The sequence below is a fragment of the Nocardia sp. bgisy118 genome (genome assembly GCF_057708605.1).
The window spans coordinates 161,522-175,001 of record NZ_JBYISM010000011.1 but is presented as its reverse complement, the minus strand read 5'-3'; the positions used below and the strand labels follow the sequence as shown (position 1 = coordinate 175,001).

Annotated in this window: 13 protein-coding genes and 1 riboswitch; of the genes, 6 read left to right on the top strand and 7 right to left on the bottom strand. The window is 69.8% G+C overall.

Features of this window, described 5'->3' with window-relative positions:
• Positions 1–169 precede the first annotated feature (169 nt).
• The 3 genes from AC3EO7_RS16390 to gcvP all read left to right on the top strand — a co-directional run bounded on the left by AC3EO7_RS16390 (position 170) and on the right by gcvP (position 4,687).
• Positions 170–643: a bifunctional nuclease family protein gene (locus tag AC3EO7_RS16390; protein WP_141811267.1), complete on the top strand. Its 474-nt coding sequence runs from the start codon at positions 170–172 to the stop codon at positions 641–643.
• A 220-nt stretch (positions 644–863) separates the two neighbouring features.
• Entirely contained in the window at positions 864–1,448 is a 585-nt protein-coding gene (locus AC3EO7_RS16385; RefSeq protein ID WP_431970432.1) for a MerR family transcriptional regulator, read from the top strand.
• A 133-nt stretch (positions 1,449–1,581) separates the two neighbouring features.
• Positions 1,582–1,680: riboswitch (glycine riboswitch) on the top strand.
• 184 nt (positions 1,681–1,864) lie between these two features.
• Positions 1,865–4,687 carry an aminomethyl-transferring glycine dehydrogenase gene (gcvP, locus tag AC3EO7_RS16380; protein WP_435591640.1) on the top strand — a complete coding sequence of 941 codons (2,823 nt, stop codon included), beginning with the start codon at positions 1,865–1,867 and terminating at the stop codon, positions 4,685–4,687.
• Positions 4,688–4,756: 69 nt separating this feature from the next.
• Here the strand turns inward: gcvP and AC3EO7_RS16375 are convergent, their stop codons facing one another.
• Positions 4,757–5,344, bottom strand: coding sequence for a TetR/AcrR family transcriptional regulator (locus AC3EO7_RS16375; protein WP_431970381.1), 588 nt, complete (start codon positions 5,342–5,344; stop codon positions 4,757–4,759).
• Positions 5,345–5,415: 71 nt separating this feature from the next.
• Between AC3EO7_RS16375 and AC3EO7_RS16370 the strand changes: the two genes are divergently transcribed.
• Entirely contained in the window at positions 5,416–6,891 is a 1,476-nt protein-coding gene (locus AC3EO7_RS16370) for an ABC-F family ATP-binding cassette domain-containing protein (RefSeq protein ID WP_435591666.1), read from the top strand.
• Positions 6,884–7,741 (top strand): Vgb family protein, encoded by an 858-nt coding sequence (locus tag AC3EO7_RS16365; RefSeq protein WP_435591639.1) that lies wholly within the window; start codon positions 6,884–6,886, stop codon positions 7,739–7,741. Before AC3EO7_RS16370 ends, AC3EO7_RS16365 begins: the two co-directional genes overlap by 8 nt.
• Before the next feature lie 175 nt (positions 7,742–7,916).
• On the opposite strand, the gene AC3EO7_RS16360 is transcribed toward AC3EO7_RS16365, so the two are convergent.
• The 6 genes from AC3EO7_RS16360 to AC3EO7_RS16335 form a co-directional block, all read right to left on the bottom strand.
• A complete protein-coding gene (locus AC3EO7_RS16360) occupies positions 7,917–9,533 on the bottom strand; it encodes a VWA domain-containing protein (RefSeq protein ID WP_431970379.1) in 1,617 nt (538 codons plus the stop codon).
• Positions 9,534–9,703: 170 nt separating this feature from the next.
• Positions 9,704–9,976, bottom strand: coding sequence for a WhiB family transcriptional regulator (locus AC3EO7_RS16355; protein WP_435591638.1), 273 nt, complete (start codon positions 9,974–9,976; stop codon positions 9,704–9,706).
• 24 nt (positions 9,977–10,000) lie between these two features.
• A complete protein-coding gene (locus AC3EO7_RS16350; RefSeq protein WP_435591637.1) occupies positions 10,001–10,546 on the bottom strand; it encodes an HNH endonuclease in 546 nt (181 codons plus the stop codon).
• Between the two features lie 80 nt (positions 10,547–10,626).
• Positions 10,627–10,749, bottom strand: a complete 123-nt coding sequence (locus tag AC3EO7_RS16345) for a hypothetical protein (protein ID WP_435591636.1) — start codon at positions 10,747–10,749, stop codon at positions 10,627–10,629.
• 125 nt (positions 10,750–10,874) lie between these two features.
• Complete coding sequence (locus AC3EO7_RS16340; protein WP_435591635.1) at positions 10,875–11,423, bottom strand: DM13 domain-containing protein; 549 nt, start codon at positions 11,421–11,423, stop codon at positions 10,875–10,877.
• Between the two features lie 114 nt (positions 11,424–11,537).
• The gene (locus AC3EO7_RS16335) at positions 11,538–12,677 is read right to left on the bottom strand and encodes an acyl-CoA dehydrogenase family protein (RefSeq protein ID WP_435591634.1); all 1,140 of its coding nucleotides are present in this window, start codon (positions 12,675–12,677) and stop codon (positions 11,538–11,540) included.
• A gap of 93 nt (positions 12,678–12,770) precedes the next feature.
• Between AC3EO7_RS16335 and AC3EO7_RS16330 the strand changes: the two genes are divergently transcribed.
• Positions 12,771–13,463, top strand: coding sequence for a winged helix-turn-helix transcriptional regulator (locus tag AC3EO7_RS16330; RefSeq protein WP_435591633.1), 693 nt, complete (start codon positions 12,771–12,773; stop codon positions 13,461–13,463).
• Positions 13,464–13,480 lie beyond the last annotated feature (17 nt).

The following is a 13,480-nucleotide window of genomic DNA, read 5'->3' as shown; positions in this document are numbered from 1 at the left end:
GCACACCGATCGCAGCACCGCCATGGGTTCGCCTAGACTCGTGGTACGGCGTGCTCTGCAGCGGTCAGGTCGGGCGGCCGGCGAATATGGGAGGCAGTGCTATGAGCGAGCGAATCATGTCACAGCGTGCTTCGCGCATGCCGGAGCCGAGGGTTAGCGAGGCGCGGGCATGAGTGAAATGCGCGTGATCGGCATCCGCGTCGAGCAGCCACAGAACCAGCCCGTGCTGTTGCTGCGCGAGGTGTCGGGGGACAGGTACCTTCCGATCTGGATCGGGCAGGCCGAGGCGACGGCCATTGTGCTGGAGCAGGAGGGGGTGACGCCCATCCGCCCGCTGACCCACGATCTGATCAAGATCTTGATCACCGAGCTCGGGCACACTCTCAAGGAAGTCCGGATCGTGGATCTGCAAGAGGGCACCTTCTACGCGGATCTGGTCTTCGACAACGAGCTACGCATCTCGGCGCGGCCGTCCGACTCGGTGGCCATCGCGTTGCGCGTGGGTTGCCCGATTCACGCCGAGGAAGCGGTCCTCGAGGAAGCGGGATTGGTGATGCCCGACGAACGCGAGGACGAAGTGGAGAAGTTCAAGGAGTTCCTCGAGTCGGTGTCGCCGGACGACTTCAAGGCCACCGACAGCTGAGGATTCCGAAAATCTTCTAGACCTCAACTACAGCTACAGACTTTTACCGCGCGTCGCGTTTGGTCCGACGATGCCGCTCCCGAGACAATCAACGGGAGTAATCTCGATAGTTGGGCCACGTCCGGAATGACGGGTTGTTGGTCATCACGGAGCCGGGCCATCGATGAGGCTAGGCGTCTGCGGAGCAAGGGAGTGGTCAGTGGCAGAGCAATCGCAGGATGTGCGGCGGCCGGACGTCCGTCCGACCGAGGGCTCAACCGAGGGCTCAGAGGTGCAGCCCGGCCTGTTCCCGGATGACTCCGTACCCGACGAGCTCGTCGGTTACCGTGTGCCGAGCGCGTGCCAGGTCGCTGGAATCACCTACCGTCAGCTCGACTACTGGGCCAGGACCGGACTCGTCGTGCCCTCCATCCGGGGCGCGGCGGGCTCGGGTAGTCAGCGGCTGTACTCGTTCAAGGACATCCTGGTCCTCAAGATCGTGAAGCGGCTGCTGGACGCGGGGATCTCGCTGCAGAACATCCGCATCGCCGTCGATCATCTGCGCAGCAGGGGCGTCCAGGATCTGGCGGGCATCACCCTGTTCTCCGACGGCACCTCGGTGTACGAGTGCACCTCTCCCGAGGAGGTCGTCGATTTACTGCAGGGCGGGCAGGGTGTCTTCGGTATCGCCGTGAGCGGCGCCATGCGCGAGCTGACCGGCGCCATCGCGAACTTCCCCGCGGAGCGCGCGAGCACCGCGACCGAGCGTCCGGAGGACGAGCTGGCGTTCCGGCGCAAGGCGCGGATGAACAGGGCCACCGGCTGACACCGAGCGGCATCAGGCCACCGTCACCCGCGCGGGACGGTGGCCTTTCGCTGTCCGCCGCGGCGGAGTGACGAGGGCGACACCCGGGCGGAGGCATCGTTTCGCGGCGCGCCGACATAAACTGACGGTGCGTCGCCGCCGTGCGGGAGAGTTCCGGTCTCGAACAGACCGGGCGCCGAAGGAGCAGCACCTCCCCGTCAATCTCTCAGGCAACAGGGACCGTACGGGCTTCGGCGCCTCTGGAAAGCGGTGGTCTGCGCGTGCGCAGGGCCGCCCGCCCATGGGGAAAGGGAATGGCTTCGACCGGGCCGCCCGAATCTCTCAGGCACCACGACAGAGGGGGAGGGCTGGTACCCCGTCGACACCGCGTCTACCCATCGACACGGCTCGACCCGCCCGACCTTGGAGCTGCTGCCGTGACTCGATCATTCGCCGACCGTCATATCGGACCCGACCGGGACGAACTCGCCCTGATCCTGCCCGTCGTCGGCGTCGATTCGCTGGACGACCTCGCTACCGTCGCGCTGCCCGCCAGCATCCTCGACGACTCCGCCGCGGGCGCGCTGGCCGGGCTGCCGCCCGCGGCCACCGAACACGAGGTGCTCACCGAGCTGGCCGCCCTCGCGCACGCCAACACCGTGGCCACCTCGATGATCGGCCTCGGCTACTACGACACCCTCACCCCGCCCGTGCTGGTGCGGAATCTGCTGGAGAACCCGGCCTGGTACACCGCCTACACGCCTTACCAGCCGGAGATCAGCCAGGGTCGCCTGGAGGCGCTGCTCAACTTCCAGACCATGGTCTCGGATCTGACCGGGATGGAAGTGGCCAACGCGTCCATGCTGGACGAGGCCACCGCGGCCGCCGAGGCGATGACGCTGCTGCGCAGGGCGGGCCGGTCGAAGTCGGCGCGGCTGCTCGTCGACGCGGACCTGTTCCCGCAGACCCGCACCATCCTGGAGACCAGGGCCGAGCCGCTCGGCATCGAGATCGTCGAGGCGGACCTGTCCACCGGGGCGCTGCCGGAGGGCGAGTTCTTCGGCGTGGTGCTGCAGGCGCCGAGCGCGTCCGGCCGGATCGTCGACTGGACGACCGTGATCGCGGCCGCGCACGAGCGCGGCGCGCTGGTCGCGGTGGGCGCCGACCTGCTCGCGGCGACGCTGATCACCCCGCCCGGCGAGCAGGGCGCCGACGTCTGTTTCGGCACCACCCAGCGCTTCGGCGTGCCGCTCGGCTTCGGTGGTCCGCACGCCGGGTATCTGGCGGTGCGCAACCAGTACGCGCGGCAGCTGCCGGGCAGGCTGGTCGGCGTCTCGGTGGACGCCGACGGCGATCTCGCCTACCGGCTCGCGCTGCAGACCCGTGAGCAGCACATCCGTCGCGAGAAGGCGACCTCGAACATCTGCACTGCCCAGGTGCTGCTGGCCATCGTGGCCGCGATGTACGCGAGCTACCACGGCGCCGACGGTCTGCGGGCGATCGCGCGGCGGGTGCACGGGCACGCGGCGGCGATCGCGGCGGGGCTGGACGGCGCTGTCGTGCACGACACCTTCTTCGACACCGTGCTGGCGCACGTGCCGGGCGGCGCGGAAGCCGTTGTGGCCAAGGCGAAGTCGCGCGGCATCAACCTGTGGCTGGTCGACGCCGATCACGTGGCCATCGCCTGCGACGAGGCCACCACCTCGGCGCACGTCGCGGCCGTGCTCGAATCCTTCGGCACCGCACGGTCGCTGGACACCGACGCCGCCGTCGCGCCCGCCTCCGCCATCGAGACGCGTACCTCCGAATTCCTCACCCACCCCGCGTTCACCAGCTACCACACCGAGACCGCGATGCTGCGCTACCTGCGGAGGCTGTCCGACAAGGACATCGCCTTGGACCGCAGCATGATTCCGCTCGGCTCGTGCACCATGAAGCTCAACGCGACCGCGGAGATGGAGCCCATCACCTGGCCCGGTTTCGCCAGGGTGCACCCCTACGCCCCGGTCGACGACGCCCCCGGCCTGCTGAAGGTCGTCGCAGACCTGGAGACCTGGCTCTGCGAGATCACTGGCTACGACTCGGTGAGCCTGCAGCCGAACGCGGGCAGCCAGGGCGAGTACGCCGGTCTGCTGGCCATCCGCCGCTATCACCTGGACCGCGGCGACACGCACCGCGACACCTGCCTGATCCCGTCCAGCGCGCACGGCACCAACGCCGCCTCGGCGGCCATGGTCGGCATGCGCGTGGAACTGGTCAAGTGCCGCGACAATGGTGACGTCGATCTGGACGACCTGCGCGCCAAGATCGCCGACCACGCCGACCGGCTGGCCTGCATCATGATCACCTACCCGTCCACGCACGGCGTGTACGAGCACGAGGTGGCCGAGCTGTGCGCGCTGGTGCACGACGCGGGTGGCCAGGTCTACGTGGACGGCGCGAACCTGAACGCGCTCGTCGGTCTGGCCCGGCCTGGCCGGTTCGGCGGCGATGTCAGCCACCTGAACCTGCACAAGACCTTCTGCATCCCGCATGGCGGCGGCGGTCCCGGCGTCGGCCCGGTGGCGGTGCGCTCGCATCTGGCGAAGTACCTGCCGGGCGACCCGCTGGAACGCGGTTCGCACGCGGTATCAGCCGCGAAGTACGGCTCGGCCTCGATCCTGCCGATCACCTGGGCCTACATCCGGATGATGGGCGCCGACGGCCTGCGTCGCGCCACGCTCTCGGCCATCGCCTCGGCCAACTACCTGGCGCGCAGGCTGGACGAGTACTTCCCGGTGCTCTACACCGGTGAGAACGGCATGGTCGCCCACGAGTGCATCCTCGATCTGCGCGAGATCAGCAAGCGGACCGGCGTCACCGTCGACGATGTGGCGAAGCGCTTGGCGGACTACGGTTTCCACGCGCCGACCATGAGCTTCCCGGTCGCCGGCACGCTGATGGTCGAGCCGACCGAGAGTGAAAACCTCGCCGAGCTGGACGATTTCATCGAGGCGATGATCTCCATTCGCAAAGAGATCGATCAGGTCGGCGCGGGTGTCTGGCCGGTGCAGGACAATCCGCTGCGCGGTGCGCCGCACACCGCAGCCAGCCTGGTCGGGGACTGGGATCACCCGTACAGCCGCGAAATCGCAGTCTACCCACGGGGTCTCGCGCACGCCAGGGCCAAGGTGTGGCCGCCGGTGCGGCGCATCGACGGCGCGTACGGCGACCGCAACCTGGTGTGCTCCTGCCCGCCGCTGGACGCCTACGCCGACTGACGTACAGCCAGGCCGCCGCACTCGAGGATCGTTCCGCGGTGCGGCGGCCTTTCGCGTATTCGGAAGCGTTCAGAGCGCGTGGGCGCGGGCGGCGGCGAGGGCCGCGTCGGCGGCATGGCGGGCGTCCTCCGCCGTCACCGGTTCGCGAGAGATGAACAGCCGGTAGAAGATCGGCGCGACCGCGAAGCGGACGACCTGCTCCGCGTCGACCTCGGGGTCGAGTTCGCCGCGGCGCACGGCCCGGCGCACGATCTCGGCCGACTGTCGATGGCGTGCCTGATAGAAGTCGTGCAGCGCGGTCGCCGCGGCCGGATTCTGCATGGCGGCGGCGATGAACGCGGCGGCGACCGGGCCCGCCTCTGGATCGGCGAAGCCGGTGCGGACGAGTTCGGTCAGCGCGCGCAGATCTTCGGCGAGCGTGCCGGTGTCGGGCATGGGCCACGGCTCGTCGGCGGCCAAGTCGAGCGCGTCGGCGATCAGTCCTTCTGGGCTGCCCCAGCGGCGGTAGACCGTGGTCTTGTGCACCCCTGATCGCTGGGCGACGGCGTCCACGCTGAGGCCCTGGTAACCGTGCTCGGCGAGTTCCTCCAGGGTGGCCGCGCGCACCGCGTCGCGTACCCGCGCGCTGCGGCCGCCGGGACGTTTCCGAGTCTCCAAAGACAACTCCTGTTGCGTTAGTGTGGCCGGCTTGCTAAGTTAAAGCTACACAAGTAGCGATTGGAGTGCATCTGACCACCCAACTGACCCTTCGGGGTGTTGCGAAGTCCTACGGCGAGCGTCGTGTGCTCGACGGAGTCACGTTCTCGATCCGGCCCGGCGAACGGGTGGGGATCGTCGGTGAGAACGGTTCGGGCAAGTCGACCTTGCTGCGCGTCATGACCGGAGCCGAACCCGCCGACGAGGGCGTCGTGACCATCACCGCGGCAGGCGGCCGCGGCTATCTCGCGCAGACACTGACCGGCGAGACCGTCGCCGACGCCATCGATCTGGCGCTCGCCGACCTGCGCGACCTGGAGCGGCGCATGCACGAAGCCGCCGCCGCGCAGGACATGGACGCCTACGGCGACCTGCTCACCGCCTTCGAAGCCAGGGACGGCTACGACGCCGATGCCAGGGTCGACAAGGCCATGCACGGCCTCGGCCTCGCGGGCATCGGCCGCGAGCGTGCCGTGGCGAGCCTCTCCGGCGGGGAGCAGGCGCGGCTCGGGCTGGCCTGCCTGCTGGCGGCGTCACCGGAGATCCTGCTGCTCGACGAGCCGACCAACCATCTCGACGACGCCGCCCTGACCTGGCTGGAAGACCGTCTTCGCGCCCATCGCGGCACCGTCGTGGTGGTCTCGCACGACCGGGTCTTCCTGGACCGGGTCGTGACCGCGATCATCGAGGTCGAGCACGGCGGCGTCACCCGATTCGGCGGCGGCTACACCGGTTTCCTCGCCGCCAAGGCGACGGCGTGGCAGCGCTGGGAGCAGGAGTACGCGCAGTGGCGGGACGAGATCCGGCGGCTCGAGGAGTTCTCCGCGACCACCGCGCACCGGGTCGCGGCGGGCCGGGTCATGAAGGACAACAACAAGATGGCCTACGACCGCAACGCGGGACGGGTGCAGAGATCGATCTCCTCGCGGGTGCGCCAGACCGCCGAACGGTTGCGCAGATTGACCGACGATCCGGTGCCTGCGCCACCGAAGCCGCTGCGCTTCCGCGGCAGATTCGGTGCGGCACAGGCGAAGTCGTTCGCGATCGGCGAGCTCACCCTCGGCCCGCGCGACCGGCTGCTCATCGACGGACCCAACGGCTCGGGCAAGTCGACGCTGCTGGACCGGATATACGGCAGCACCCAGGGCCGGGTCGGCTACCTGCGCCAAGAAGTCGCGTTCGATTCGGCGCAGACGGTCGCGCAGGCCTACGGCCACGGCCGGGATGCGCTGGTGGCGACAGGTCTGTTCCACCGGAGCGCGCTGGACGTGCCCGTCGCTGCGCTGTCGGAAGGGCAGCGACGCAGGCTCGCGCTGGCCAGGGTCCTCGCGGGCGAGCACGATTTGCTGCTGCTCGACGAGCCGACCAACCACCTGTCACTGGCGTTGGTGGAAGAACTGGAGCAGGCGCTCGGTGAGTATCCGGGCGCGGTGGTCGTGGTCAGTCACGACCGCGCGTTGCGCCGCCGGTTCCAGGGAGAACAGAAGGGAGTGCACGAATTTGCCTGAGATCCGCACGACGATCGAGGCGCCGGGTGCGCCGTACGGTGTGACCGTCGACAAGGCGGGCGCGCTGTGGTTCACGATGGCCGCGCAGGGTGCGATCGGCCTATGGACGGGCGAGCGGGTCGAGACCGTCGACCTCGACCCGGCCGATGGGCAGCCGACCGTGATCGTCACCGGTCCGGACGACGCGGTGTGGTTCACCGAGTTCCGCGGCAACCGCATCGGCCGGATCGGCGCGGACGGCGCGCTGACGTTCATCGCCGCCGACGCGCCGTACGGTCTGTGCGCCGGACCGGACGGCGCGCTGTGGTGCACCGAACTCCAAACAGGCCATATCGGGCGGCTGGCCGAGGACGGCTCGATCGTCCGCTACCCGGTCGACGGCATGCCCTCGATGATCACCGCGGGGCCCGACGGTGCGCTCTGGTTCACCTTGAATCAGGCCAACGCGATCGGCCGCGTCACCTCGAACGGTGCGATCACCACGTATCCGCTGCTGACCGAGCAGGCGAACCCAGTCGGCATGGCCGCGGGCCCGGACGGCGCGCTGTGGTTCGTCGAGATCGGCGCGGGACAGATCGGCCGCATCACCGTCGACGGCACCATCGAGGAGTTCCCGCTGCCGGATCGCGGCGCGCGTCCGCACGCGATCATCGCGGGACCCGATGGGGCGCTGTGGTTCACGCAATGGGGGAGCTCCCGGCTCGGGCGGATCACCACCGCCGGGGAGATCAGCGAACTCGACCTGCCCGGCGCGGAACCGCACGGTCTGGCGCTCGGCCCCGACGGCGCGATCTGGGTCGCGATGGAGTCGGGCGCGCTCGTCTGTGTCGAACCGGACGGACGGGAATAGTCATCCGGCCTGGCGCGCGCTCTCATCGAAAGGCTGCGCCACAAGGGAGGGGCACTACGACCGGGGAGATCGGCGTACTCGATCTCCCCGGCGCCGGACCGCACGCGAGACCGTCGATGCGGACGATTCGGCCATGGCGTCCGGCGCGCTCGTCCAAGTCGGAACGGACCGAGCCCTACGGGGTGGTCAGGGCTTGGACCACCGCGCTGCCGAAGCTCAGATCGTTCGACGTGGCCAGTCGGACGTAGCTGCCGCCGGTGCGCTGGGCGGCGGTCTGCAGCGTCTCGGTGCCGCTGCCGCCGATCACGATGACATCGACGCGCACCGGGCGGTCCGGATCGGCGGCCGCCGCTATATCGGCGAGCAGCTGCGCGCCAGTCAGCGCGGAGTCGTCGTCAGGGCCGTCGGTGATCAGCAGCACCGAGTTGGTCCGGCCCTCGGCGTAGCCGGCCACCGCGCTGCGGTAGGCGGCGAGCAGCGCGGGGTAGGCCTGATCGGTCTTGGTCTCGGTGGCGCGGACGGCGGTCAGCGCGGCATCGATCGTCGCGCGCTGGCCGTCGGCGAGCGCGCCCGTGCGAGCCTGCACCCGGTACGGGTTGACGCCGTCGAGGCTCTTGCCGAAGGTCCAGACGCCGAGGCCGAAGTCCGGCGGCATGACGTTCATGGTGGAGCGCAGCGCGCCGAGCGCGTTCGCCAGCCGGGTGCTCGTGCCCTCGGCCGTCGACATGGACGACGAGACATCGAGCAACACCGTGGACTGCACACCGAGCACCGGGTGCGCGAGGGTGGCCCGCACCTTGTCCAGCGCGGCGCGGGACGCGCCGGGACCGGTCGGCGGCGGCACCGCGGTGAACCCCGCGGTGGTGAAGAACGGCGACTGTTCGGGGTTGCGCAGATAGTCGACGAAGAGTCCGGCGATCAGGTTCTGCGTCTGATCCACCCACGGCCCGGACATGAGCGCGGCGGGGTGATCGGCCACCGGCGCGGTGCCCACGGGCCGGAAGACGGCGACGCCGGGACGCCCCGCTATTTGCTGCTCGGTAGCGACTACCGCGTGGATGGCGGACTTCGCGCCCTGAGCCGGATCGGCGACCGCGGCGAGGGCGGTGGCGGTATCCGCGGCCTCCGGCGCTCCGGACGCCAAACCGGAGATCGCCGCGACCGCCTGGCCGGACTGCGCGCCGGCATCGGACAGCGGCTCCTCACCGGCTATGGCGGACCCGACCGCGACAGCGGCGGCCACCCTGGCATCGCCCGGGGGCAGCGCAAGCCGCAATCCACCCCAGCCGGGCAGGCCGATCTCGTCGAGCGAACCCTGTTGCAGGCGAGGCAGATCGCCCCACGCGATCCGCGCGCTCTCCAGTGCGGCGCGCACTTGCTCGGGCACGCCGAGCGCGACCGGGGTGCCCGCGATCGGACTCGGTTCGCCCGCAACGAGTCCCGGCACGCGCATGGTCTCGACGGCGCGCGAGGAATCCGGAATCCACAGCGCGGGTTGCGGTCCCAGCGCCGGGTTCCATTGGCCGCCCGCGCGGAATGCCTCGGCGATCTCGGCCGAGGGCCGAGCGGTCACTGTGACGCGCGCGCAGTGATCGCGCACCTGCGGCTCGGTCGCGTTGTACTTGTCGGCGATGGCGCGCACCGGCGCCTCGAGGTCGGGATCGACGGTGACGAACAGCGTCGCGGGTCCCTCGACGCAGTCGGCGGCCGCCGCGTTGTCCCGGTCCGCGGCCCGGTCACTGAACTGGAACCAGGCGAAAACCGCGGCCCCGAGTAACAGCAGAGCGACCACCGCAATAACCGGACCTTTGCTGATACCTCGAGATCTGGTCCCGCTGCGATGAGTGCCCACGGCGGATCAGTGTATGGTCACCGCCCGTTCGCCCGCCCGGCGAGTCCACCAGTTCGGCGGGCGACGCACGCGAGCCGCCGACGCTGTCGTACGTCGGCGGCTCGCGGCGGTCATTCGCGGATCATCCGCCCGCGGTCGAACTCGTGCCCACCCCACACGCCGGACTGGCCGGTCTCCGCGGCGAAATCGGCGCAGGCCGCTCGGATGGGGCAGCTCGCGCAGATGGCCCGCGCGTAGTCGAAGTCCTGGGACGGGTAGGGGAACCAGGCTTCGTGATTCGGGTCACCACGGCACGCGGCCCGGTGCCACCCTCGGGTGTCCGAGAGCGGCAGCAGGTCGGCGAGCGTCGACTCGGTCCCGGTCGGTGCTGTTCGGACGGTCATTGATCCTTACTCCTCTCTCGGTTCTCAGGCGCTCGCCAGTTGCTTCCAGATCTGGCGCTGCCGTTTGGCCAGGTGATCGGGCGCCTTCGGCTCCCACAGCAGTCGCATGCCCGCCTCTTCGGGCGTGCGGTCGGCCTTGAGCGTGTTGCACGGGGCGCAGGCCGCGATCAGGTTGCTCCAGGTGTTGGGCCCGCCGCGGCTGCGCGGCCGGATGTGGTCGACGGTGCGGGCCCACCCGGCGCAGTAGCCGCACCGCTGCGCGTCGCGTCGCAGCACGCCCGCCAGGGTGGCGCGACTCTCGTCGTGCACCCGGGTGGTGTGCTCGATGTACACGTAGCGCAGCAAGCGGATGGTCTCCGGCAGCGCGATCTCCATATGCCGCGACCGGACCGGGAAGTACGGCTCCCTGTCAGCGACGGATTCGGCGGCGCCGCTGATCAGCAGCACCACGGCGCGTTCGGCGGCGACCTCGTCGAGCGCCTCGTAGGAGGCGTTGAGGACGAGGACGCCCGTGTGTATCCAGTTGTCGGCGGTCACCGCCGCCGGATCGGCGGCACGGCGGAACATCATGGGGATCACCATGTTTCGTGGAGGAAGTGGAAGATTCGGCGGAGCGCGGCGCGGCGCTCTCGATGCGGGAACCGGTGGGGTCAGCGACCGGCCGGGAGGTGGCCTGCCGCGCCGCCGTCGCCGCGCGACGGCTGTTCGTTCTCGACGATCGAGAACCGCTGTACGGCTTTGCTGTTCGCCGAATACGCGATCATCGGATGCACGGGCCACCTCCTCCTTCCAGGTACTCGTCGGATCGCCCCGCCGATCGGGGCGATCATCGTGGAATCACATGGTGGCACAGGGAACCCGCGTTTGTCGGGTCATTTTTTTCGGGCGGTGCGAGCCTTCAGACCGCGTGCAACGCGGCCGCGCCGAAGGACACGTCGAACCGGTCGCACCAGATCGAGACGCTGGTCAGGACGGTGAGATCGACATCGGCCGGTATGGCGTAATTCTGGCTGCCCCTGTTGCCTTTGAGCTGGCCGAGATCGGTGTGGCGACCGTCGTCGAAGACGCCCCAGCCCGCCCTGCCTTCCAGCACCGGTGCGTCGGTGAGCCAGACGTGCAGGTCGGGTCCGTCGGAGGTGTCCAGATCCGCCAGGCGCAACACCCGGCTGCCGTCGGCCAGCTGGAGGACGCTGACGGTGCCCGACGTGCCGTGCTCATGGGAGATGAAGGTGCCCGTGGCAAGTGCGCGCGGCGGCTGCGACCCCGGGTCGATCGGGGGCATGCTGCCGGGTGGCGCGACCACGGTAGGGGCCGCCTCGTCGACGGTGGTGTCCGTGACGAGCCGCCATGGCTCGAAGAAGGCGAGCGCCGCGCCGAGCACGAGCACGATCAGGACCGTGAGCACCCAGGTGAGCGGGGAGCGGGCGATCGCGCGCATCGACGCCATGACTGTCCTTCCTGTCGTGCGGGCGCGGCATGGCGCCCTGCTTCCATCTCGAGAACGCAGCCGAATCGCGCCCCTGTTCATCATCACCGAACAGGGGCGCGTCGTTGACCGGTTTCACCCGAGCGGAGTGTGTCCGAGCAGAGCGTGTCCGCTGAACAGGGTCTGCTTGGCCCGCGGCAGCGGATGGAACAGGCAGCCGTGCACGTCGCGGTAGCGCATCTCCAGCTCGCTGCTGCGCGAGTAGCCGACGCCGCCGACCGTCTCGATGGCCAGTCGCACGGTCTCGATCACCGCGTCCGCCGCGACGGTTTTGCGGCTGAGGGTGCGCGCCGCGTAGGCGTCGGTGTTGGCGAACCCGAGGTTCTCCGAGCCGGCGAACATGGCCTCCACCAGATCGGCCGCGGTGGTGTGGGCATTGGACAGCTCACCGGCCAGCTGCACGATGTGCGGATCGCCGCGCCCGGCCACCAGATCGAGCGCGGTGCGCACCGCGCCGTCGGCGATGCCGAGGTACGCGGCGAGGACCAGCGGCATCGCCGCGCCGATCACCACGTTCAGCAGCGGCGGCCAGACCTCGGCGGGCCGGATCAGGGAGATGGCGGCATCCGGCACGAACACGCCGTCCAGCACCACCGTGTGCGAGCCGGTCGCACGCAAACCCAAAGTGTCCCAGGTCTTCTCGATGTTCACCCCGGGCGCCTGCATCGGTATCGCGCAGTGCAGCACCTGCGGGCCTTCCGGTCCGTCCTCGTAGCGCACGCTGGTGACGAGCACGGTGCCGACCTCGCAGCCGCTGGCGGGCGCCTTGCGGGCGTGCACCAGATAGCCGCCGTCGACCCGCTCGGCGCGGCCGTTGGAGCCCACCCAGTCCGAGGCGCCGGTGCTGACCAGCAGCGCGCCGTCGACCACCTTCTGGAACAGCGCGGTGGCGTCGGCGCCGTGCTTGTGCCGCCACACCTGGGTGGCGACCAGGTGCGCGTGCATGGCGAACGCCACCGCGGTGGACGGATCGTGGCGGCCGAGCTCGCGCAATATCTCGCCCATGTCGCGGTGCGTGGCGCCTCCGCCGCCGTGCTCGGTGGGCACCAAGGCGGCCGAGAGGCCCGCGCTGCGCAACAGGTCGAAGGCGGCCACGGAGATCTCGCCGGTGCGGTCGCGGTCGGCGACCTCGGCGCGCAGGGTCTCGCCGATCGAACGGGTGCGCTCGATCCAGTCGGCGGTCGTCATGACATCGGGGGTAGCGGTAGTGGTCATGTTTCGAAGCTACGAAGCCACGCGATAACCGAATAGTGCAGAAAGTGGACTGACCCGGTCCACGAGAAGGACCACGGAATCGCGAGGTGCGGCGTGACGACAACGACGGCGGGCTACGGCCAGTACTGCCCGATAGCTCGGGCCCTCGACCTGATCGGTGAGCGATGGTCGCTGCTCATCCTGCGCGACCTGCTGCTCGGCAGCACCCGCTTCAACGACCTCGCCCGCGGCCTGCCCGGGCTGTCGCGCACCCTGCTCACCAAGCGGCTGCGCCAGTTCGAGCGCGCGGGCCTGATCGAGAAGATCGGCGGCCGGTATCTGATGACCGAGGCGGGACGCGACCTGGAGCCGATCCTGTCCGGCCTCGGCGCCTGGGGCGCGCGCTGGACCTTCGGCGAACCCGACCCGGACGAACTCGACGCCGACCTGCTCGTCTGGTGGATGCACACCCGCCTGGACACCTCCTCGTTCCCCGGGGTCCGGCAGGTGCTCGCGGTGCGGTTCGACGACGATCCGCGCCGCTACTGGATCGTTGTCGAACGCGGGGCGCCCTCGGTGTGCGTCACCGATCCCGGCTATCCGGTCGATGTCACCATTCGCTCCGACGTCAGCTCGCTCTACCAGGTGTGGCTCGGCCGCATCCCGGTCTTGCACGCGCTGCGCACCGGTCGGCTCGAATTCACCGGCCCGACGGTGCTGACCCGCCGGATGCCTGCCGTCCTGCAACTGAGCCCCGTTGCGCCGTACTCGGATTCGCGCGCCGAATTGTCCTCGATGTCGGCCTGAGCGGGGAGCGCGGTGGG